Below are 20,875 nucleotides of genomic sequence, written 5' to 3'. Positions count from 1 at the left end.
GGAGATGAGACCATGAGCAACGACCTCTACGGGCTGTCCCGCGTCGTCGGCGAGAAGGGCGTGCTGCCGCAGCGCGCTCGGAAGCTGGACCCCTCGCTGCCGTGCCGTGACACGGAGATGCTCATCGATGTGGAGAGCCTCAACATCGACGCCGCTTCCTTCAAGCAGATCAAGGGCGAGGTGGGGGGCGACCCGGCGCGCATCGGCGAGCGCATCCAGGAGATCGTCCGCGAGCGGGGCAAGATGCAGAACCCCGTCACCGGCTCGGGAGGCATGCTGATTGGCCGGGTGAAGGAGATTGGCGCGAAGCACCCGGCGCGCGAGCAGCTCCAGGTGGGCGACCGCATCGCCACGCTGGTGAGCCTGACGCTGACGCCCCTGGTGATTGAAGAGGTGAAGGCCGTCCACGTGGACATCGACCGCGTCGACATCCGAGGCCACGCGCTGCTCTTCTCCAGCGGCATCTACGCGAAGCTGCCGTCGGACATCCCGGACACGCTGGCGCTGGCGGCGCTCGACGTCTGTGGTGCTCCCGCGCTGGTGGCGCGCTACGTGAAGCCTGGGATGACGGTGGCGGTGCTGGGCGCGGGCAAGAGTGGGGCGCTGTGTCTGGCGCAGGCTCGGCGCAACCTGGAGAGCCGGGGCAAGCTCATCGCGCTGGATGTGTCCCAGCCCGCGTTGGACGTGCTGTCGTCCATGGGCCTGTGTGACGTGGCGCTGAAGGTGGATGCCACGCAGGGCGTGGACGTGATGGAGGCGGTGAGCCAGGCCACCCAGGGACAGCTCTGCGACCTGGTGGTGAACTGCGCCAGCGTGGGCAACACGGAGATGGCGACCATCCTCTCGGTGAAGGACGGAGGAACGGCCATCTTCTTCTCCATGGCGACCAGCTTCACCACGGCGGCGCTCGGCGCCGAGGGCGTGGGCAAGGACGTCACCATGCTGGTGGGCAATGGCTTCGTGCCCGGCCATGCGTCGCTGACGTTGGCGCTGCTGCGCACCGAGCCCGCGCTCCTCCAGCTCTTCGCCACGCGGTACGTCTGAGTCCCGACGGGGCGGGGGCGCGAAGCCCTCGCCTCCGGGGCGACCTCGGGCCCGTGGGCATGCCGCCACGGGCTCGAGCTGGACGCATTGCTAGTGAGCCGCCGTGGAGGTCTCGCCCGAGGGCGCAGGGGCGACCGGGGCTTGGGGCGCGTGCTGCGTCCGGGCCCAGTCCTGGGCGCTGCGGCCGCTGTCATCCCGTGCGTCGGGGGAGGCTCCCTTCTCGCGGAGCTGGTCGACGACCTCTTGCCGCCCGAAGAGGGACGCGAACATCAGGGCCGTCTGCCCCAGGCTGTTGGTCTGGTCCACAGCGCAGGGCTGCTGATTGAGCAGCGTGACGATGTCGCCATGTCCCTTGAAGGCCGCGCCCATCAGCGCGGTGTTGCCCCGCGGGTCGCCCGCGCAGGCATCCGCGCCGGCGGAGAGCAGCACGCGCACCGTGTCCAGGTGCCCGTGGTACGCCGCGAGGATGAGGGGCGAGAAGCCCCGTGCATCACGCGCCTCCACGGGCGTGCCGGCCTCGAGCAAGCCAGAGACGACCTCCGAGTCACCCTCTCGAGCCGCGGCGAGCAGATACCGCTCCGCTTCGCTGGTGGCCAGCAGGCGGCCCTGGGGCGCGGGCTCCGCTCGAAGAGACCACCACGCGGTGGTCAGCACCGCGAACACGAGCACCAGCAGGCCCAGCGCACCCCACATCAGCTTGCGAAACATGGTCGTCCTCCAAGGCGAAGTCGACGAGCAGAACCGGGGCGAGGGGGCATCCCGCACCACGCCCCGGTCCTCTGTCAGGTGAGGGCTCCGGCGCGCGAGGTGCCTGAGCCAGGATGAATCACCTCCGCTCAGCGCGAGGCGAGCGTGGCCACCGCGGCGCGGGCGTCGTCGACCTTCACGCCCACCGCGTGAGCGAGCTTCGTGCCGTACTCCGTGTGGGCGACGTAGAAGTGGCCGACCATGCGCGCCTTCACGCGGGCATCACGGACCTGATTCAGGTCGGCCGCCAGGTTCTTCACCAGGCGGTCTCGCGCGGCCGGGTCCAGCGCCGTGTAGAAGGCGCCGGCCTGCGTGAAGTTGTCGGTCTTCTCGATGGGCTGCTGCTGCGTGGTGCCGGTGAGCGGCGCGCGCGAGAGCAGATACGGAGCCGCGTCCTGCGTCTCGCGGGTGATGCTCGGCTCGTAGTTCACCGTCGACTTCGTGTTGCCGGAGTTCATCCCGCCCGCCTGGTTGTTGTTGCTCACCGAGGTGCGGGCGCGGTTGATGGGCAAGGACTGGTAGTTGACCCCCACGCGATAGCGCTGCGTGTCCGCGTAGGAGAAGAGCCGGCCTTGGAGGAGGCGGTCCTCGGAGGGCTCGATGCCGGGGGGCTGCACGCCGGGGGAGAACGCGGCCTGCTCGGTCTCCTCGAAGAAGTTGTCCGGCATCTTGTTGAGGACGAACCGGCCCACCTTGATGGAGGGAACCTTGTCCTCGGGCCACACCTTCGTCGGGTCCAGCGGGTTGAAGGTGAAGGCGTCCAGGTCCTTCGGGTCCAGCACCTGAACCGACATCTCCCACGCGGGGAACTTGCCCGCGCCGATGGAGGCGTACAGGTCCGTGGTGGCGTGCTGATGATCCTCGCCCGTCGTGCGCGCGGCCTCCTCGGCGGTGAGGTTCTTGACGCCCTGCTGGGAGGCCCACTTGAACTTCACGTAGCGGTACTCGCCCTTCGCGTTGACGAACTTGAACGCGTGGACACCGTGCCCATCCATCTGGCGGTAGTTCGCCGGCACGCCCAGGTCCGAGTACACCTGCGTGAGCATGTGCGTGGACTCGGGGAGATGGGAGAAGAAGTCGAAGAAGCGGTTCGGGTCCTGCTTGTTGCTGTAGGGCGACGGCTTCAGCGAGTGCACCATGTCCGGGAACTTGATGGCGTCGCGGATGAAGAAGATGGGCAGGTGGTTGCCCACCAGGTCCCAGTTGCCCTCGTCCGTGTAGAACTTGAGCGCGAAGCCGCGAGGGTCTCTCATCGCCTCCGGCGAACCGGCCGGATGGATGACGGTGGAGAAGCGCACGAACATGGGCGTCTTCTTGCCCTTGCTGGCGAAGATCGACGCGCGCGTCAGGTGGGAGAGGTTGCCGTAGCTCTCGAAGACGCCGTACGCCCCGGTGCCTCGGGCATGGACGACGCGCTCCGGGATGCGCTCGCGATCAAACCGCGCCAGCTTCTCGATGAGGTGGAAGTCCTCCAGCAGGACGCCGCCATGAGCGCCCGCCGTCTTGGAGTTCTGGTTGGTCCCCACCGCCGAACCCGTGTCCGTGGTGAGGGGTGGGGGATTGGCGGCGAGGGCCGGACCACTCAACAGCACCGTCGCCAGCAACAGTGAACGCGTCTTCATTCGGAAGCTCCTCTGGGGGTGAGGCTCCCCGCCCCAGAGCACGCGTCGTGCCGCTACCGTGGTGCTAATGAATCCAATGGGTTGGAGTGTCGTCAGGCGCCTCTTCACCGTCATTTCGGTGGAATCACCGCTCCGACGGTGGGTGGATTCACCGAATCGTCGGTGTTTTGCATCGTGAACCGATAATGCGGTGCGGCAGCGGATTCTCGGTGTTCTTCGGCGCTTCCTGTAGGCGATTGGGCGGGTAAGGTGCGCCCATGCCAGGCCCGTTCATTGACGACGCGCAGATTGCGCATGCGCGCACTCTGGCGGAGGAGATCGTCAACCCGATCTTCGACCTCATCCGCCGCAACACCACTGTATCCATCGAGCGCACCGTGTTGCGCTTCTTTGGGATTTCCGGAGCAGGCGCGCGAGGAGTGCCTCTCGCCAACCTGATGGTCGACAAGCTCAAGGCCGCCGGGGTTCTCAACCGGGGCGCCGCCTATTGGTATGGCCGGGCGCTCCAGCTGGGGGCCAAGAGCCCGCTGGAGGCCGTGGAGCGGCTGACGGCGCTGCCGGCGGACAAGCTCGGTCCCTTGTCCCCGGAGATGGAGGAGAACCTTCGCGCCGAGGTGCGCGCCGAGGCCCGCTCCGCGTTCGAGGAGATGAAGGCCCGCATCGCCGCGCGCGATGACCTTCGCAAGCAGTTCCCCATGTCTCCCGCGCCGCACAAGTACGTCATCGTCGCGACGGGAAACATCTACGACGACGTGGACCAGGCCCGGGCCGCGGCCCAGGCGGGCGCGGACGTCATCGCCGTCATCCGCTCCACCGCGCAGTCGCTGCTGGACTACGTGCCGCACGGCGCGACGACGGAGGGCTACGGCGGCACCTACGCCACCCAGGAGAACTTCCGCATCATGCGCGAGGCCCTGGATGAGGAGAGCCGCAAGCTCAAGCGCTACATCCAGCTGACCAACTACTCGTCCGGCCTCTGCATGTCGGAGATCGCCTTCTGCGCGGCCTACGAGAAGCTGGACATGCTGCTCAACGACGCGATGTACGGAATCCTGTTCCGCGACATCAACATGCGTCGCACCTTCATCGACCAGTACTTCAGCCGCCGCATCTGTGGACTCGCCGGCATCATCATCAATACGGGCGAGGACAACTACATCACCACGGCGGACGCGTACGACGCGGCGCACACGGTCATCGCCAGCCAGTTCATCAACGAGTGCTTCGCCAAGCGCGCGGGCCTCAAGGACTGGCAGCTGGGCATCGGCCACTCGTACGAAATCGACCCGTACCGCGACGACACGCTGCTCCTGGAGCTGTCGCAGGCGATGCTGGTGCGCCGCTGTTTCCCGGACGCGCCGCTCAAGTACATGCCGCCCACCAAGCACAAGGAGACGGACATCTTCTTCAGCCACGCGTACGACGTGATGGCGGACCTGGTGGCCATCTGGACGAACCAGGGCATCCAGCTGCTCGGCATGATGACGGAGGCCATGCACACGCCGCTGCTCGCGGACCGCTACGTGGCGCTCAAGTCGGCGTCGTACATCCACCGCGCGGCGCGAGGCATCGACCAGGAGTTCACCGTCCGGGAGGACGGGAAGATCGCCAACCGCGCCCGCGAGGTGTTCGGCCAGGCGATGAAGCTGCTCCAGGAATGCCGTGACGAGGGCATGGTGGCGGCCATCGGCAAGGGTCACTTCGGCGACGTGAAGCGCGAGGAGACCGGCGGCAAGGGCCTGGATGGCGTGATGGAGAAGTCGTCGGATTACTTCAACCCGTTCCTGGAAATCCTGGAGGCAACATGATGCTCGGTACCATCCTGACGGTGGTGATGGCGGCTGGCGGTTCGGCGGACGCCCTGGCGCAGTTCCAGGTGAAGAACGTGGGGATGCAGGTTCCCGCCGCGTGGACGCAGTCGGTGGAGGACGGCACGACGAAGTTCCTGGCGCCCAGTGGTGACGCGTACTTCCTGGTGGACGTGGGCGCGGTGCAGACGGCGGGGATGAAGGCCTCGGTCTGCGTGGACAAGATCGTGAAGGGCAGCGGCGGGTCCAACTGGGAGCGCCTCAAGGTGGGCGGCCAGCCCGCGGCGCGACGGGCGGACCAGGACCAGTCGACGAATGGCGGGGTGGTGGAGACGCTGACGTACGTGGGCTGTGATGGCCGCACGACGTGGTCCGTCGTCTTCCACATGGAGCAGAACAAGAAGGAGCGCTTCGCTCCGCTGGCGGAGAAGGTGGCCACCAGCGTGAAAATCGTGCGGGCCGGGGGGAAGTGAGCAGATGGTGAAGCCGAGCAAACAAATCATTCGCCCCTACGGGGACCGCCGCGACGACGGCGTGGTGCAGATTTCGTTCACCCTGCCGGTGCCGCTGTCGGAGAAGGCCAAGGAGGCCGCCGCCGTCTTCACCCGGAAGATGGGGTACACCGACGTCAAGGTGGCCGCCGCCGAGCGCGCCGCGGACAGCTACACGTTCTTCATCGTGTACGCCCGGTCGAACGTCACGCTGGACTACGCCGAAATCGACGTGCCGGAAGTCGTCGTGAAGAAGATGTCCTTCGACGACCTCAACGCCTTCATCAAGGAGAAGGTGGGCCGTCGCATCGTCGTGTTCGGCGCGTGTACCGGCACGGACACGCACACGGTGGGCATCGACGCCATCCTGAACATGAAGGGCTACGCGGGCGACTACGGCCTGGAGCGCTACCCGGGCTTCGAGGCGTTCAACCTGGGCAGCCAGGTGCCCAACGAGGACCTCATCAAGCGGGCCATGGCGAAGAACGCCGACGCCATCCTGGTGAGCCAGGTCGTCACGCAGCGCGACGTGCACAAGGACAACTCGCGGCACTTCATCGACGCGGCGAAGGCGGCGGGCATCCACGGCAAGGTGCAGCTCCTCCTGGGCGGTCCCCGCGTGGACCACAAGCTGGCGCTGGAGCTGGGCTTCGACGCGGGCTTCGGTCCGGGCACCAAGCCTTCCGACGTGGCCAACTACATCGTCCACGCGCTCCTGAAGAAGGAAGGCAAGGAGCCGCAGGACATGCACTACCAGGGAGAGCCCCAGTGAGCACGGGAACCAAGGCCATCATCCGCTTGCGCATGAGCAGTCACGACGCGCACTACGGCGGCAACCTGGTGGACGGCGCGCGCATGCTGGGCCTCTTCGGCGACGTGGCCACGGAGCTCTGCATCCGCGCGGACGGCGACGAGGGCCTGTTCCGGGCCTATGACTCCGTGGAGTTCCTGGCGCCGGTGTACGCCGGGGACTTCATCGAGGCGGAAGGCGAAATCGTCAGCGCGGGCAACACGTCGCGCAAGATGCGCTTCGAGGCCCGCAAGGTCATCCGCCCGCGGACGGATGTGAACGATTCGGCGGCGGACCTCTTGTCGGAGCCCATCGTGGTGTGCCGGGCTTCGGGCACCTGCGTGGTTCCGAAGGACAAGCAGCGAGGTCAGCGATGAGCACTCCCATGGTCATCACCGCGGCGATGGTCGGCGCGGAGACGACTCGCGAGCAGACGCCCCACCTGCCCATCACCGCCGAGGAGATCGCCGAGGACGCCGCGCGCTGCCGCGAGGCCGGTGCGGCGATGGTGCACCTGCACGTGCGCACCGCGGACGGCAAGCCGTCCCAGGACGCGGAACTGTTCCGGGCCGCGATTCGCGCCATCCGCAAGCGCACCGACGTGCTCATCCAGACGTCGACGGGCGGCGCGGTGGGCATGACGGTGGACCAGCGCTGCGGGCCGCTGACGCTGACGGGTGAGGACCGGCCGGACATGGCCACCCTCACCACCGGCACGGTGAACTTCGGCGAAGAGGTGTTCTGGAACCCGCGTCCGCTGGTGCGGGACATCGCCAGGCGCATCCGCGCGCTGGGCCTCAGGCCCGAGCTGGAGTGCTTCGACGTGGGCATGATCGACGAGGCCCGCTACCTGGCGAAGGAAGGCCTGGTGGACCTGCCGGCGCACTTCGACTTCGTGCTGGGCGTGCCGGGGACGCTGCAGCCTCGGCCGGAGGTGCTGGACTTCATGATTGCCTCGCTGCCGGAGGGGAGCACCTGGACCGTCGCGGGCGTGGGCCGGCACCAGCTTCCCTACGTGGACGAGGCGGCGAAGCGCGGCGGCAACGCGCGAGTGGGCCTGGAGGACAACATCTACGTGTCCAAGGGCGTGCTCGCGAAGGGCAACTGGGAGCTGGTGGCCGAGGCCGCCAAGCGCGCCCGAGCCCATGGCCGAGAGCCGGCCACCCCGGAACAGGCGCGCAAGCTCCTCCGGTTGAGCTGAACCTCCCGCCGGCGCGAAGCTCTCGCGTCGGCGGTCTTCTTTTCACGTCAGGACCCGCGGGGCCTTCACGTCGGCGGCTGCCGGTCGCCGGAGCTCGTCCGGAGGGTGGTGTGTGAATCGGCCCGAGGCAGTCCGAGGAGCCATGCGATGGACACGGAGCTGAAGGGCAAGGGCGTCCTGGTGACGGGCGGCGCGGGAGGCATTGGCACCGCGCTGGTCCGGGCGTTCTCCGGCGAGGGCGCGAAGGTGGCGGTGCACTACCGCTCGCGAGAGGCGAAGGCGAAGCAGCTCGCGGAGGAGGTGGGAGGCGCGGCGGTGGGCGCGGACCTGACGGTGGAGGCGGAGGTGGATGCGCTCGTGCCCGCGTCGGTGGCGGCGCTGGGGCGGTTGGATGTGCTGGTGTGCAACGCCGGCGTGTGGCCGAGCCCCGATGTCCCCGTCTGGGAGATGTCGCTGGAGCGCTGGCGCCGCACGTTGGCGGAGAACCTGGACAGCGTCTTCCTGTGCTGCCGTGGCTTCTTGCGGCACGTGGCGACGACGGGCGTGGGGACCATCGTCATCATCAGCTCCACGGCGGGGTTGTTCGGCGAGGCGGGGCACTCCGACTATGCGGCGGCGAAGGGCGCGATCGCGGGAGGGTTCCTGCGCAGCCTGAAGAACGAGCTGGGCCGCATTGCGCCGCTGGGCCGCGTCAACGTGGTGTGCCCGGGTTGGACGGAGGTGGACCGCAACCGCGACAAGCTGGGCGGGCAGGGCTTCGTGAAGCGGGTGACTCGCACCATGCCGTTGCGCAAGGTGGGGCAGCCCGAGGATGTCGCGCGAGTGGTGGTGTCACTCGCTTCGGATTTCATCTCCGGCCACGTGACGGGTGAGGTCGTGACGGTCGCCGGAGGCATGGAAGGAAGGGTGCTGCATGACGACTGAGACCATCGACGTGAGGAAGCACAACCGCGAGGCGTGGGACCGCCAGGTCTCGCTCGGCAACCGGTGGACGCAGCCGGTGGCACCGGAGGTCATCGCGGCCGCGAGGCGAGGGGAGTGGAGCGTCGTGCTCACGCCCTCCAAGCCCGTGCCCGCGTCCTGGTTCGGTGACGTCGCGGGCAAGCGCCTCCTGTGTCTGGCGGGGGGCGGGGGGCAGCAGGCGCCGGTGTTCGCCGCGGCCGGGGCGAAGGTGACGGTGCTGGACAACTCGCCCGGGCAATTGGGGCAGGACCGCCTGGTCGCGGAGCGGGAGGGGCTGGAGCTTCGATTGGTGGAGGGCGACATGCGCGACCTCTCCGCGTTCGAGGACGGCAGCTTCGACCTCATCTTCCATCCGTGCTCGAATTCGTTCGTGGACACCATCCTCCCCGTGTGGCGCGAGGCGTTCCGCGTGCTGCGCCCCGGCGGCGTGCTCCTGTCGGGCTTCACCAACCCGGTCATCTTCCTGTTCGACCCGGAGCTGCAGGACAAGGGCGTGCTCCAGGTGAAGTACAAGATGCCCTACTCGGACTTCACCAGCCTCACGGAGGCCGAGCGCCGGCGCTACACCGACAAGCACGAGCCGCTCTGCGTCGCGCACACGCTCCAGGACCAGATTGGCGGGCAGCTCGACGCCGGCTTCCTGCTCGCGGGCTACTTCGAGGACAAGTTCGAGAAGGGCGACCTCGTCGCCGAGTACTTCGACAGCTACATCGCGACCCGGGCCCTCAAGCCCGTCACGCCCTGACAGATTTCCTCAGAAGTTGATTGCGCGAAGGGTCTGGAAAGACTCCCATGTGTGATGTCCTGGATTCCCCGGGACATCCCGCATGGGGCGCAAATGCGTACATCTTGGCGTTTCTCGTCGTTCTGTGTCGTGAGCCTCGCGCTGCTGGGCGCGGGCTGTGAGCCGGCGCCGTCGTCGGCGCCCACCGGGTCCGAGGCCGCGTTGGCGCAGCGGACGGACCGCGCGGTGGGGGACGTGAAGCTGCTCTGCGAGATTCCGCAGGACGGCAGCTACTTCGAGCTGAAGCAGACGGCGACGGGGTACGAGGGCGTGGTGGCGACGCAGGTCTATGACCCGTGGGATTGCCGCTGCATCTACCTGAAGCGCGAGGTGGTGGGGCAGTACTCGTTCTGCCACTTCGCGGCGTCGGACCCGCGCATCGTGAGCTGCTGGCGGCGCGAGCCCAACGGCACCGCGGGGAAGATGGGGATGTTCTCCACGAAGGTGACGCGGCAGTCGCTGGTCATCGGGGGCACGGGGCAGGAGGAGGCGACCCATCAGCTCATGGACATCGGGGTCGTGAACCAGGACCCGGGCCAGACGCCTCGGCGCGACTTCTCGTACGAGCTGAGCGACTGCACGGCGGGGTAGCAAGCGGCGGGGACGCTCCAGGTCCGAGCCCGGGCCGGGGCGGGATTTAACCTCCACCGACGCAGGGGGTTTCTCCCATCAGCAGGGCGCGAGTGGGCAGGCCGCTCGCGCCCGTTGAACCCACGGGAGAGCTCCAACATGCGTCAGACGTTCCTTTTGCGTTCCATCGTCGCGGCTTCGTTGTTCCTGGCCACCCCTGTGCTCGCCGAGGACGCCGCGTCCGGCAAGGACTGCAAGGAGGCTCACCACGGTCGGCATGGGCCCCGGGGGATGAAGGGTGAGCACAAGCTTGCTCGCATGGAGCACCGGCTGGACCGGGCCGTGGAGAACGGCCGGCTGAGCCAGGCGCAGGCGGATGCGTTCAAGGCGGAGGCTCGCCAGCTCCGGGAGGAGCTGAAGGCCCAGCGTGACGCGGCGGGTGGACAGCTCTCGGAGGACCAGCGCCTCCAGGCGCGTGAGCGTGTCCGGACGCTGCGTCAGAAGGTGAAGGAGGCCGTGCGGGCCTCCGCGCCCCAGAAGACCTGAGGCGCCTGGGTTCAGCTCCTGTGCATGAGGCGCCGCGGGCTCAGCCCCGCAGCCGCTCGGTCCAGGTGAAGTAGGCGGCCCGTGCATCCACGAACGGGTCCCGGAACAGGGCGCGGACGTCCGTCTTCGCCAGGTGTCCTTCGTCGAAGGCGCGGTAGAGCTGGTCGCCCAGCAGGTACCCCAGCGCGTGGCTGACGCCGTGGAACAGCCGGTCCTTGCGCAGGGGCAGCAGCTTCACCGCCTCCTCGGGCGCCTCCACCTCCGCGGCCTTGTGCGCGAGCACGAAGGCGGAGATCTGCCGGTCCAACCCGCGAGTCTCGCCGAAGCGCTTCGCCCACTCGGCGAGTCCCAGGCATGTGCGGCGCGGGTTCACCAGTCGCGAGCCGAAGAAGCCCAGTGCTTCTTCCATGCACCGCGCATAGAACGCCTCGGACGCCGTGCGGGGGGCTTCCATCGCGGGGCCCACGGCGCAGTGCCGCACGAAGTGCGCTGCTTCCTCCGCCGCGTGGTTCAGCGACAGCGACGCCAGATATGCCGTCCGCGCGCGAGGGATGTAGCTGCTCTCCCTCGACAGGATGTGACGGCGCAGCTGCGACAGCTCCGCCGCCGTGAAGCGTCCTCGCCGCTGGATGCGCGCGAGCACGTCCCCGTCCGCCACCGTGGTGACCTCCACCGACTCCAGCGCGCGGCCGACCGGGACACCGGCGAGACGCCCGATGAGCGCCGCCATCTCCCGGAAGCGCTCGGAGGCGCCTCGGTCCACCAGCGGCGTGTCTCCGGCCTCTGCTTCCAGGTAGTCCAGGAAGCTCTGCTGACACACGACCGGGGAGGCGTTGAGGAGACACAGGGTGTCGTCGGCCAGCTCCACGGCCTCGGCGGAGCCCATGCTTCCGTCGCGGGCCAGTCGCCACCAGACACCTTCGGCGTTCTGGTACACCACGAGGCCTCGGCGCGTGTCGTCGCCCAGCGCGCGCTCCACCTGCGCGGGAAGGTGACAGGGCGCGATGTGGTACTGGCCCACGAGCACCAGGACCTGCGGCCGGTCCTCCGCCCGAGCCGCCCGCGCGATGCGCTCCGCGGCATAGGCATCCCGCAGGGCGAGCGAACGTTCGCCCTGGGCGCGACGATCAATCCCGACGACCTCCAGGCGATGACGGCGGGCGAAGGAGAGCAGGGCGCGCAGCGAGCTGCCGGGACCCAAGCCCGTACCGTCGGTGCTGGCTCCCAGGCGCGCCAGGAGGGAGCGCTCCGAGAGGCGCCCCGCGTTCCACGCATCGAGCGAGGCCTGGTGCCGGCCCTCGATGCACTCGAGGGCGAGCACGACACGGCGGCCCGTGGTGAGCGCCTGCTCCGCCAGCTCGACGTAGGTCTGCTGGGCCAGGGGAAGCGTGTGGTAGTCGCCCACGTACACGACGTCCGAGGCGCGCACGCGCTGGTGCACGTCACTCAGCGGCAGGACGCGCCGATAGCTGGCGGTGCGCCGACGGTAACGGGCCTCGTAGGAGCGGAAGGCATCTGTCTGCCCGTCCACCACGCGGGCGATTTGTGCCCGCTGTCGACGGAAGAGGGCATGGTGCAGGGCGAGCGAGTCGCGCATGAGGTGCGCAGATCCCTCGCACGGCCTCGGAGACCCGGCAAAAAATCGGCGGCTCGGAAGGCATCCCGGGCCGTTCCTTGACTCGGAGATCCCGGCAATGGAGCATCGCCGTCAGCTTGAAGAACACACTCGCACGCGCGACCCTCCTCAGCCTCGTGCTCTTCGCGGCCGCCCCCGCCCAGGCCGAGGAGCCTTCCCTTCTTCACTCCGCTCCACCGCGCGCCCCGGCCAACAGCCCGCTGCGGCTGGATGGCACGCTCGTGGAGGGAGGGCGCATCCTCGAGATGTTCGTCCGCTACCGAGGCCCCGGCGAGCCCTTCGCCCGGGTCCAGATGGAGCGTCAGTACGGAGACCTCTATCGCGGCGTCATCCCCGCAGAGCACATGGTGCCGCCGGGAGTCGAGTACTACGTCGAGGGCCTCACCGCGGATGGCGAGCGCATCTCCATCTTCCAGTCCGCCGAGCGTCCCGCCCGCGTCCTCGTCGCGGGCGAAGCTCCGACGAGCCGCACCACGACGACTCCACCTTCGACTTCCCTCTCCGCCGACGAGCGCCCCGCCACCCGGCCGTCGCAGCCTCCCGAGCGAGCCAAGACCCCGTCACCGTCCTCGAGCGCGAGTGACGACGACTCGATGGCGGCCCTCACCGCGGACCTCGCGGACGGTGTCCCGCCGCCCAAGACGCCGGCCCGCGACGGCCGCGCCGCCTCGCGAGAATCTCCAACTCCCGCACGAGGAAGCGCGACGTCCTCTCGCGACCCGGCTGGCGCCTCGCGAGAGTCCACGTCGTCGCGAGACTCCGCGCGTGACCTGGCGGGCGCCTCGCGAGAGTCCACGTCGTCGCGAGACTCCGTGCGCGACCCGGTGAGCGCGGGAGCCTCGCGAGATTCCACGTCATCGACGCGCGACCCGGTGGGCGCCTCGCGAGAGTCCACGTCGACGCGCGACCCGGCGAGTGCGGGGGCCTCGAGAGGCTCGCGCGATTCCTCCAGTCGTGAGTCCGTGACGTCGCGAGACACGTCAGGCCGCGAGTCGGCCACCTCGCGAGCCTCCGGTTCCCGAGACGCGCCCACGCGTGAGTCTTCCTCACGAGAGCCGGGCCCCTCACGCGGCTCCACGTCGCGAGACTCTCGCGATGCCGTCGCCTCGCGTGAATCGCCTCGAGAGGCCCTGAGCCGTGACGAGCCGCCTTCGCGTGAGGGCTCCTCGACACGCGAGAGCAGTGGCGCCGACGAGCCCCGCTCGGAGCTGGAGGAGGACATGGCCCTCTACAGCGCCGAGGACACCCTGGCCCTGGCCACGCGCCATGAAGAGAAGGTGAGGACGGTCCCCGCCATCGCCACCTCGTTCGGCCGGGAGCAGATCAGCGCGTTGGGGGCGCGCACCGTCGCGGACGTGTTGGACGTGGTCCCCGGGCTCACCATCAGCCGGGATGTGCAGGGCTTCCACCGCACGGCGGTGCGCGGTCTTCGCAACGACGCCGAGGTCCTGTTCCTCCTCAACGGCCATCGCCTCAACAACTTCTTCGATGGCAAGGCGCTGATGAACCTCCCCGTGGAGAACCTCGAGCGCATCGAGGTCATCCGCGGTCCCGGCTCGGCGCTCTATGGCGCGGGCGCGTTCCTGGGGGTGGTCAACATCGTCACCGACACCTCGGACGGGGTCCGCACCGCCGTGTCCGGGGGCGGCTTCCCGGAGAAGGACGAGCGCCTGGCCGTCACCTTCAACGGGCACGCCTCCGCGGGGCACTCCTTCGGAGACCTGCGCCTCTTCGCCGACGCGGACGTGTGGAGCCAGTCCGGCGATGCGAACGTCATCGAGAACGACGGCCTCGACGACGAGTCGATTTCGCAGGGACTCCGCACCATCGAACAGCCCGCGGGCAAGACTCGCGATGACCGCTTCCTCCTCAACGTGGGCGGCGGCGCGACGTACGCCATGGGCAACGCGGGGCGCCTGGGCGCATCGGTGCGCTTCCTCACCGAGGACCGCACCGCGCTCATGGGCCTCTTCGACGCCGTAGGGGAAGACTCCAAGCTCAAGTGGAACGTCCTCATGGCGGACCTCCATTGGCAGCAGGAGCTGGGCTCCGCGGTCCTCCTCCGCGCGCGCGCCGGGTTCGACCAGCAGTCCACCGACCGGCTCTTTCAAATCACCCCCAAGAACTTCCGCACCGGTCCGGACACCGCGCAGCTCTTCAATGACGGCATGCGGGAGCAGACCCGTATCTCCGTGCGCACCCTCATGGGGGGCGTGGACGCGGACATCTCGCTGTCTCCCGGCAACCGGCTGTCCCTGGGCGCGGTGGTGGAGCAGCAGTCGCTGGGCGACTACGACTACGAAACGAACTACACGCTCGACGCGCGCGTCCGTTCCGGTGGCTTCGCCGCGCCGGAGGGCCTCGCGAATCCGCTGGAGCTCGCCGACGGCGCCGCGGCCCGCAGGCTCACCGTGGGGTTCTTCGCGCATGACCAGTGGACCGTCGTCAGTCCGCTGACGCTCACCTTCGGCGTGCGGGTGGATGCCACGCAGCTGCCCACGGTGGATGGCAGCGGCACCATCACCGGCACCAGCTTCGTGCCCCGCATCAATCCTCGCGTGGGCCTGGTGTTCGCCGCCACGGACGCGCTGGTGCTCAAGGCCCTCTACGGCCGAGCCTTCCGCGCGCCCACGCTCCAGGAGCTCGTCGAGCGCATCCCCGACACCGACTACAACCAGGGGCGCTTCGAGGGAAACCCGCGCCTGCAGCCCGCGACGGTGGACACCTTCGAGCTGGGCGCGGACCTCATCCAGTCCGCGGGGGACGCCCGCGTGCGGCTGCGCGCCAACGCCTACCTGGAGATCTTCGCCTCGCCCATCGTCCCGGTGGACACCTCCGGCAACATCGTCCCCTTGCGCAACCGCGAGCTGGGCGTGCGCGTGTACGGCATCGAGGGCGAGGCCCGCCTCGAGGCCTCCAAGCGCGCCAACGCATGGTTCAACGCGAGCATCTCCCGCGCGCAGGACATGGAGCTTCCGCCGCACTCGCGCCTCCTCACGGACACGCCGCAGGCGCGCTTCAACGCGGGCGTCTCCATGCCCATTGGCGCTTGGGTGAACTTCGACCTGGTCGTGCGCGCGGGCGCCGAGCGCCGCAACAACAGCCGCTCCGTGCTGGAGCTCATCCGCCGCTACAAGATTCCCGCCTACAGCCTCATCACCGCGCAGATCCGCTCCGAGCCCATCCTCGACATCTGGGAGGTGACGCTTGTGGCGCACAACGTCTTCGACACCGACCTTCGCGACGACGTGCCTCGCCCGGACCGCGTTCCGGGCAACCTCCCTCGCGAGGGCATGTCCGGCTACCTCACCGTGAGGGCCCACTTCTGATGCCCACCACCAAGTCCCTCCTCGCCGCCGTCGCGTGCGTGCTCTCCGCGCCGCTGTCCGGGTGCATCTCCTACAACGACTCGTGTCAGCCGCTCGTCCCGGACCCGGATGCCGTCGTCGGCTACCTGGGCCAGGACGTGCAACTCGACAAGGCCTTCACCCGGCACGACAACAACGCGCTGGGGCAACTGGTCGCGGACTCCTTCCGACGCGCGGAGGACGGCACCGCGCGGCCCGCCATGCTGGGCGTCGTCAACGGGGGCTCCCTCCGCGCCGAAGGGCTCTGCTACACGCGGATGACGCTGAAGAAGGGGCCGCTCACCGACGGCGTGCTGCATGAGGTCATCCTCTTCGAGAACCTCGTGGTGACGCTGGACCTCACCGAGAGCGAGCTGGTGGCGATGATGGAGGCCAGCGTGGGCAGCCTCTACAAGGAAGGGCAGCTCATCGCGTCACCGTCGGGCGCGTTCCTCCAGGTGTCGGACGGCACGACCATGCACGTGGACTGCGCCCAGGGCAGAGGCCAGCGGGTGCGGGCTCTGAAAGTGGGGGACGTGAATGTCCCGCTGCCGCCTCGCACGGACCCGAGCATCCGCTACCGCGTGGCCCTGCCGAGCTTCCTGCTCGAGGGCGGCGACGGCTACGACGCGGTGTTCGGCAATGCGGGGAAGGACCCGGACCGCAACCCGGTGCAGGCGCGGAAGCTGGGCGGCACGGACGCGAACATCGCCTCGGCGTACATGCGGGAGAACCACCCGACGCCTGAGCGGGCGCTGTCCGAGAAGCCGCGCATCACCTTCGAGAACTGCGCACTACCCGCGCGGCCCGCTGGCAGGTGAGTGCCAGTGGGCCGTTCGCGGGGGTTCAGCTTCAGGACTTGGGCTCGGTCGAGCTCGGAGCCGCGGCTGCCACCATGGAGGGGGCCGCCGTGGGGGCCGCCACCGGACTCGCCGCGACTGCGGCGGGACGCGGGGGCGAACTCAGCACGTCGTTGACCGACGGCATCTTCCGAATCTCGGCACGCGCCACCTTCCATGCCTGCTGGACAATCCACGACAGCGAACGGTCCTGTCGCGTCGCCTCACGCTGGATTTCCTCCAGCATGTCCTCGGGGAAGTAGAGGCTTTGCTTGCGGTGGTCGGTGGTGGCCATTCCGGCGCTACTCCTCGCGCGGGTCCTGGCGCTCGTCGCCAGTCACGTCATTGACGGCGGGGAACGACTTGATGCGCTCGCGGGCGATCTTCCACGCCTGCTGGACAACCCAGGAGAGAGAGCGGTCTTGGCGGTTTGCTTCCTCCTGAATCTCCTTCAGCATCTCCTCGGGGAAGTACAGCGACTGCTTGCGCTTGTCGGTGCCTGCCATACTTGAGTCTCCGGGGCGGATTCGAGGTGACGACCTGAACACACCGGGGCCGTTATCCGACAGACTCCCAAGAGGGTCAACGGTTTCGGATGACTCGTTCGGTGCTCGGCGGGCCCTTTTCCAGGCACGTCCAGTCCGGCCTGACGTATCCAGCTGGACGCGAAAAAAGGAAACGCCCCGGGCCTCAGAAAAGTGAGGCACCGGGGCGTTTCGGAAAGAGGGACCGCCGGGAGTTGATCTCCCAGCGGACCCGTGGGCCCAGAGGGGGAGGGGGGGGACCCCTAGGCCCAACACCTGGAAAATTAGACCGTCCCCTCAACAACCTGCGCGGCCACGCATATTTCCCCTTTCGCGGCCACGCTCATCCGGTGTGACGATCATAAGAACCGGCCCCCCTGCCTTCAACCGCGCGCGCCTGTGTAACCCTGTTACCCGACATTCCATTCCACCCGTGTCAGATGGCTCTCACTGGACCCGCGACGAAGCTTCTGCAGAGGACGTTGATGGACGCGTATGCGCGGCGGGGCCTCGAGGGGCGCTCCGTGCTGTGCGCTGTCTCCGGAGGCGCGGATTCGGTGGCGCTGCTCGTCGCCACGGCGGGCGTGCGTGAGCGCTTGGGGCTGCGCGTGGAGGTCGCCACGGTGGACCACGGCCTGCGTCCGGAGTCCGCCGGGGAGGCGCGCGCGGTGGCCGCCCTGGCCGCGACACTCGGCCTGGAGTGTCATGTCCTCGGGCTGACATTGAAGGGGGGGCCTGGGCTGGAGGCGCGCGCGCGGCTGGCGCGGTACGCGGCGCTGGAAGAGGTGCGCCAGGCGCGCGGCCTGACGGTGGTGGCGACGGCCCACTCGGCCACGGACCAGGCGGAGACGCTGCTGATGCGGCTGGCGCGCGGCGCGTCGACGCGAGGCGCGGCTGGAATCCAGGAGGCCCGTGCTGGACTCGTGCGTCCGCTCCTGGAGCGCACCCGCGAGGAGCTGGTGGACTTCCTCGGGGAGCAGGGCGTCGGGTACTCAACAGATGCGATGAACGCCGACCCGGCGTTCTTCCGGGTCCGGGTCCGAACGGACGCCCTGCCAGCCCTCAGCCGGGCGGCGGGCTTCCGGGTAGAGGCCCGGCTGGCGTCCTTCGCGCGGCTGGCGGCCGAGGACGAGGCGCTGCTCGCGGACCTGGCGGACGCGGCCTGGCGGCGCGTGCGGCTGGAGGATGGGAGCCTGGAGGCAGTGGCCGTGCGCGCGCTGGAGATTCCGCTGCGCCGCCGGGTGCTCGCCCGATTGCTGGCCGAGCAGGGCGTGGAGACGGACGCGGCGATGGTGGAGCGGGGGCTGCGCGCGGTGGAGCAGGGGGGCTCGGCGACGGTGGGTGGCGGCCTGCGGCTGCGGGCCACGGGAGGGCGCGTGCGCTGTGTCGCGTCGAGCCCTGGGGACGCTCCGCGCGCGGGGCCGGAACTGTGCCTGGAGGGCGCGGGGGCAGGGGGCGTGCTGGAGGGCACGGGGTGGGTCTTTCGCGTGGAGTCCCACGCACCCCCCTCGGGGATGCATGGCCTGGCGCTCTCTCGGGACCTGTGCTGGCCGCTCACTGTCCGGACGCGCAAGCCGGGGGACCGGGTCCGCATGGGCGCGGGACAACGTCGGCTCCAAGATGTGTTGGTGGATCTTCGAGTGCCCGCGGAGTCGAGGGATTCGCGGCCGGTGGTGCTGGACGCCGAGGGCACGGTGGTGTGGCTTCCGGGACTGTGGACTCCCCCGTCGCCGGTGGGTTCATCCCAGCACTACTTGTGGGCGACGCCCTCGGGTCCGAGCATTCAACGGACCCCTTCGTTATAGACTGGAACGGAATGTTGTCGGGGGGTGGCCGTGCCCCCCTAAATAGTTGAGGGCGTTTTGCTGTTGCTGATACGGTCCGACGACTGGGAGCTCGCCTGGTGTCGGGCAAACGATTGAAAACGCTGGGGTTCCCCTGGCACGGCCCTCAACCCGCCGAGTACCGAAAGGGCAGCTGACACGTGCGTTCGACTTACAAGACCATCGGGCTCTGGGTCATCCTGATCGTCCTCTTCGTCGCCTTCTACAACTTCTTCTCGCAGAGCAACGATCCGGTTCAGGAGCCGTCGTTCACGCAGCTCCTGACGAAGGTGGAGGAGAAGAAGGTCAAGGAGGTGGCGGTCAAGGGCAACACCTATTCCGGCAAGTTCGTCGACACGAGCGAGAAGTTTCGCACGACGGGGCCGGCGCCTGACGCGGCGATGCTGAACCAGCTCCGCAACAACGGAGTGGACGTCAAGTACGAGCGGGAGGAGCAGAACAGCCTCTGGCTGACCATCCTGGGCCAGTGGATGCCCGTGGTGTTCCTCTTCCTCTTCTTCATCTTCATGCGCCAGCTCCAGGGTGGCAGCGGCAAGGCGATGACCTTCGGCAAGTCGAAGGCCAAGCTCTTGAGCGAGAGCCACAACAAGGTCACGTTCGCGGACGTGGCGGGTGTGGACGAGTGCAAGGAAGAGCTCGAGGAGATCGTCGCCTTCCTGAAGGACCCCAAGAAGTTCACCAAGCTGGGCGGCCGCATCCCCAAGGGCGTGCTGATGATGGGCCCCCCGGGTACCGGCAAGACGCTGCTGGCGCGCGCGGTGGCGGGTGAGGCCGGCGTGCCGTTCTTCTCCATCTCCGGCTCGGACTTCGTGGAGATGTTCGTGGGCGTCGGCGCCAGCCGCGTTCGCGACCTGTTCGAGCAGGGCAAGAAGAACGCCCCCTGCATCATCTTCATCGACGAGATCGACGCCGTGGGCCGCCACCGTGGCGCGGGCCTGGGCGGCGGTCACGACGAGCGCGAGCAGACGCTCAACCAGCTGCTCGTGGAGATGGACGGCTTCGAGTCCAACGACGGCGTCATCCTGATTGCGGCGACGAACCGTCCGGACGTCCTGGACCCCGCGCTGCAGCGTCCGGGTCGCTTCGACCGGCGCATCGTGGTGCCGCGTCCGGACCTGAAGGGCCGCCTGGGCGTGCTGAAGGTGCACACCCGCCGCGTGCCGCTGGCGCCGGAAGTGGACCTGGAGGTCATCGCTCGCGGTACGCCGGGCATGACGGGCGCGGACCTGGAGAACCTGGTGAACGAGTCGGCGCTGATGGCCGCGCGGCAGAACAAGGAGCGCGTGGACCTGAGCGACTTCGAGAACGCCAAGGACAAGGTCTTCATGGGGCCGGAGCGCCGGTCCATGATCATGACCGAGAAGGAGAAGAAGAACACGGCCGTGCACGAGGCGGGGCACGCGCTGCTCGCCAAGCTGCTGCCCGGCTGCGACCCTCTCCACAAGGTCACCATCATCCCGCGCGGTCAGGCGCTCGGCGTCACCTGGAGCCTGCCCACCGAGGACAAGGTCAACGGGTACAAGAAGCAGATGCTGGACCAGATCTCCATGGCCATGGGTGGCCGTATCGCCGAGGAGCTGCTCTTCAACGAGATGAGCAGCGGCGCGGCGAACGACATCGAGCGGGCCACCGAGACGGCGCGCGCCATGGTGTGCCGCTGGGGCATGAGCGAGAAGCTGGGGCCCCTGGCGTTCGGCAAGAGCGACGGCGAGGTGTTCCTGGGCCGCGACTTCAACTCGTCCAAGGACTACTCCGAGGACACCGCGCGGCAGATTGACGCCGAGGTCCGCAGCATCGTCGTCGGTTGCTACGAGCGCGGCCGCAACCTGCTCACGGAGAACCTGGAGGCCCTCAAGCGCGTCTCCGACGCCCTGGTCGAGTACGAGACGCTCGACGCCGAGGACGTGAACATCCTCCTGCAGGGTGGCCAGCTCACCCGGGAGCGTCCGCCCCCGCGCGTGAATGCGCCCCCGAAGGCGACGGAGAAGAAGGACAAGCGGAAGATCCTCGACGCGCTCGAGGGGCTCCCGAAGATGGAGCCGAACAAGGCGTAGTCCTCGCCTGTCGCGGTTGATTCAACGAAGGCCCTTCCCATCCGTGGGGAGGGCCTTTCGCGTTA

General features: G+C 68.6%; 19 protein-coding genes. 14 read left to right on the top strand and 5 right to left on the bottom strand.

Annotated elements, in window-relative coordinates; all coding sequences use genetic code 11:
* Nucleotides 1-12 precede the first annotated feature (12 nt).
* Nucleotides 13-1,044, top strand: coding sequence for an L-erythro-3,5-diaminohexanoate dehydrogenase (kdd, locus tag MYSTI_RS24195; RefSeq protein WP_044900594.1), 1,032 nt, complete (start codon nt 13-15; stop codon nt 1,042-1,044).
* 90 nt (nt 1,045-1,134) lie between these two features.
* Here kdd and MYSTI_RS24190 read toward each other — a convergent pair whose 3' ends face one another.
* A complete protein-coding gene (locus MYSTI_RS24190) occupies nt 1,135-1,752 on the bottom strand; it encodes an ankyrin repeat domain-containing protein (protein ID WP_015350424.1) in 618 nt (205 codons plus the stop codon).
* A 128-nt stretch (nt 1,753-1,880) separates the two neighbouring features.
* Nucleotides 1,881-3,413: a catalase gene (locus MYSTI_RS24185; RefSeq protein ID WP_015350423.1), complete on the bottom strand. Its 1,533-nt coding sequence runs from the start codon at nt 3,411-3,413 to the stop codon at nt 1,881-1,883.
* A gap of 257 nt (nt 3,414-3,670) precedes the next feature.
* Here MYSTI_RS24185 and kamD point away from each other — a divergent pair, with 257 nt between their 5' ends.
* From kamD to MYSTI_RS24140, 9 genes are all read left to right on the top strand, one after another.
* Complete coding sequence (kamD, locus tag MYSTI_RS24180) at nt 3,671-5,221, top strand: lysine 5,6-aminomutase subunit alpha (RefSeq protein WP_015350422.1); 1,551 nt, start codon at nt 3,671-3,673, stop codon at nt 5,219-5,221.
* Nucleotides 5,218-5,694 (top strand): hypothetical protein, encoded by a 477-nt coding sequence (locus MYSTI_RS24175; RefSeq protein ID WP_015350421.1) that lies wholly within the window; start codon nt 5,218-5,220, stop codon nt 5,692-5,694. Before kamD ends, MYSTI_RS24175 begins: the two co-directional genes overlap by 4 nt.
* 4 nt (nt 5,695-5,698) lie before the next feature.
* Complete coding sequence (gene kamE, locus MYSTI_RS24170; protein WP_015350420.1) at nt 5,699-6,484, top strand: lysine 5,6-aminomutase subunit beta; 786 nt, start codon at nt 5,699-5,701, stop codon at nt 6,482-6,484.
* Nucleotides 6,481-6,879, top strand: a complete 399-nt coding sequence (gene kal / locus MYSTI_RS24165) for a 3-aminobutyryl-CoA ammonia lyase (RefSeq protein ID WP_015350419.1) — start codon at nt 6,481-6,483, stop codon at nt 6,877-6,879. Before kamE ends, kal begins: the two co-directional genes overlap by 4 nt.
* Nucleotides 6,876-7,703 (top strand): 3-keto-5-aminohexanoate cleavage enzyme, encoded by an 828-nt coding sequence (gene kce, locus MYSTI_RS24160; RefSeq protein ID WP_015350418.1) that lies wholly within the window; start codon nt 6,876-6,878, stop codon nt 7,701-7,703. The genes kal and kce overlap by 4 nt, the downstream gene beginning before the upstream one ends.
* A gap of 147 nt (nt 7,704-7,850) precedes the next feature.
* The gene (locus MYSTI_RS24155) at nt 7,851-8,627 is read left to right on the top strand and encodes an SDR family NAD(P)-dependent oxidoreductase (RefSeq protein WP_015350417.1); all 777 of its coding nucleotides are present in this window, start codon (nt 7,851-7,853) and stop codon (nt 8,625-8,627) included.
* Nucleotides 8,617-9,411 carry a class I SAM-dependent methyltransferase gene (locus MYSTI_RS24150; RefSeq protein ID WP_015350416.1) on the top strand — a complete coding sequence of 265 codons (795 nt, stop codon included), beginning with the start codon at nt 8,617-8,619 and terminating at the stop codon, nt 9,409-9,411. Before MYSTI_RS24155 ends, MYSTI_RS24150 begins: the two co-directional genes overlap by 11 nt.
* 93 nt (nt 9,412-9,504) lie before the next feature.
* Complete coding sequence (locus tag MYSTI_RS24145; RefSeq protein WP_044900592.1) at nt 9,505-10,041, top strand: hypothetical protein; 537 nt, start codon at nt 9,505-9,507, stop codon at nt 10,039-10,041.
* A gap of 138 nt (nt 10,042-10,179) precedes the next feature.
* Nucleotides 10,180-10,566, top strand: coding sequence for a hypothetical protein (locus tag MYSTI_RS24140; RefSeq protein WP_015350414.1), 387 nt, complete (start codon nt 10,180-10,182; stop codon nt 10,564-10,566).
* A gap of 40 nt (nt 10,567-10,606) precedes the next feature.
* On the opposite strand, the gene MYSTI_RS24135 is transcribed toward MYSTI_RS24140, so the two are convergent.
* Nucleotides 10,607-12,163, bottom strand: a complete 1,557-nt coding sequence (locus MYSTI_RS24135; protein WP_015350413.1) for a ChaN family lipoprotein — start codon at nt 12,161-12,163, stop codon at nt 10,607-10,609.
* A 116-nt stretch (nt 12,164-12,279) separates the two neighbouring features.
* On the opposite strand from MYSTI_RS24135, the gene MYSTI_RS24130 reads away from it, so the two are divergent.
* Nucleotides 12,280-15,531: a TonB-dependent receptor plug domain-containing protein gene (locus MYSTI_RS24130; RefSeq protein WP_015350412.1), complete on the top strand. Its 3,252-nt coding sequence runs from the start codon at nt 12,280-12,282 to the stop codon at nt 15,529-15,531.
* On the top strand, nt 15,531-16,370 hold the full coding sequence (locus MYSTI_RS24125; RefSeq protein WP_015350411.1) for a 5'-nucleotidase C-terminal domain-containing protein: 840 nt from the start codon (nt 15,531-15,533) through the stop codon (nt 16,368-16,370). The genes MYSTI_RS24130 and MYSTI_RS24125 overlap by 1 nt, the downstream gene beginning before the upstream one ends.
* 31 nt (nt 16,371-16,401) lie before the next feature.
* Here the strand turns inward: MYSTI_RS24125 and MYSTI_RS24120 are convergent, their stop codons facing one another.
* Nucleotides 16,402-16,683 carry a TIGR04563 family protein gene (locus tag MYSTI_RS24120; RefSeq protein ID WP_015350410.1) on the bottom strand — a complete coding sequence of 94 codons (282 nt, stop codon included), beginning with the start codon at nt 16,681-16,683 and terminating at the stop codon, nt 16,402-16,404.
* Nucleotides 16,684-16,690: 7 nt separating this feature from the next.
* Nucleotides 16,691-16,894, bottom strand: coding sequence for a TIGR04563 family protein (locus MYSTI_RS24115; RefSeq protein WP_015350409.1), 204 nt, complete (start codon nt 16,892-16,894; stop codon nt 16,691-16,693).
* 503 nt (nt 16,895-17,397) lie between these two features.
* On the opposite strand from MYSTI_RS24115, the gene tilS reads away from it, so the two are divergent.
* Both tilS and ftsH read left to right on the top strand, forming a co-directional pair.
* Nucleotides 17,398-18,717 (top strand): tRNA lysidine(34) synthetase TilS, encoded by a 1,320-nt coding sequence (gene tilS, locus MYSTI_RS24110; RefSeq protein ID WP_233277942.1) that lies wholly within the window; start codon nt 17,398-17,400, stop codon nt 18,715-18,717.
* Between the two features lie 179 nt (nt 18,718-18,896).
* A complete protein-coding gene (gene ftsH, locus MYSTI_RS24105; RefSeq protein ID WP_015350407.1) occupies nt 18,897-20,810 on the top strand; it encodes an ATP-dependent zinc metalloprotease FtsH in 1,914 nt (637 codons plus the stop codon).
* Nucleotides 20,811-20,875 lie beyond the last annotated feature (65 nt).

The organism is Myxococcus stipitatus DSM 14675, from assembly GCF_000331735.1.
Lineage (GTDB): Bacteria > Myxococcota > Myxococcia > Myxococcales > Myxococcaceae > Myxococcus > Myxococcus stipitatus.
Note: the sequence above shows the minus strand (reverse complement) of the source record. Positions and strands in the feature narration are given on the sequence as shown.

Bases quoted from the DNA above. Each gene is read 5' to 3' on its own strand.
- kdd (WP_044900594.1), top strand. From the start codon at position 13: ATGAGCAACGACCTCTACGGGCTGTCCCGCGTCGTCGGCGAGAAGGGC.
- MYSTI_RS24190 (WP_015350424.1), bottom strand. From the start codon at position 1,752: ATGTTTCGCAAGCTGATGTGGGGTGCGCTGGGCCTGCTGGTGCTCGTG.
- tilS (WP_233277942.1), top strand. From the start codon at position 17,398: ATGGACGCGTATGCGCGGCGGGGCCTCGAGGGGCGCTCCGTGCTGTGC.
- kamD (WP_015350422.1), top strand. From the start codon at position 3,671: ATGCCAGGCCCGTTCATTGACGACGCGCAGATTGCGCATGCGCGCACT.
- MYSTI_RS24140 (WP_015350414.1), top strand. From the start codon at position 10,180: ATGCGTCAGACGTTCCTTTTGCGTTCCATCGTCGCGGCTTCGTTGTTC.
- kamE (WP_015350420.1), top strand. From the start codon at position 5,699: ATGGTGAAGCCGAGCAAACAAATCATTCGCCCCTACGGGGACCGCCGC.
- MYSTI_RS24135 (WP_015350413.1), bottom strand. From the start codon at position 12,163: ATGCGCGACTCGCTCGCCCTGCACCATGCCCTCTTCCGTCGACAGCGG.
- kce (WP_015350418.1), top strand. From the start codon at position 6,876: ATGAGCACTCCCATGGTCATCACCGCGGCGATGGTCGGCGCGGAGACG.
- MYSTI_RS24150 (WP_015350416.1), top strand. From the start codon at position 8,617: ATGACGACTGAGACCATCGACGTGAGGAAGCACAACCGCGAGGCGTGG.
- MYSTI_RS24175 (WP_015350421.1), top strand. From the start codon at position 5,218: ATGATGCTCGGTACCATCCTGACGGTGGTGATGGCGGCTGGCGGTTCG.
- MYSTI_RS24125 (WP_015350411.1), top strand. From the start codon at position 15,531: ATGCCCACCACCAAGTCCCTCCTCGCCGCCGTCGCGTGCGTGCTCTCC.
- MYSTI_RS24120 (WP_015350410.1), bottom strand. From the start codon at position 16,683: ATGGCCACCACCGACCACCGCAAGCAAAGCCTCTACTTCCCCGAGGAC.
- MYSTI_RS24155 (WP_015350417.1), top strand. From the start codon at position 7,851: ATGGACACGGAGCTGAAGGGCAAGGGCGTCCTGGTGACGGGCGGCGCG.
- MYSTI_RS24145 (WP_044900592.1), top strand. From the start codon at position 9,505: ATGCGTACATCTTGGCGTTTCTCGTCGTTCTGTGTCGTGAGCCTCGCG.
- MYSTI_RS24185 (WP_015350423.1), bottom strand. From the start codon at position 3,413: ATGAAGACGCGTTCACTGTTGCTGGCGACGGTGCTGTTGAGTGGTCCG.
- MYSTI_RS24115 (WP_015350409.1), bottom strand. From the start codon at position 16,894: ATGGCAGGCACCGACAAGCGCAAGCAGTCGCTGTACTTCCCCGAGGAG.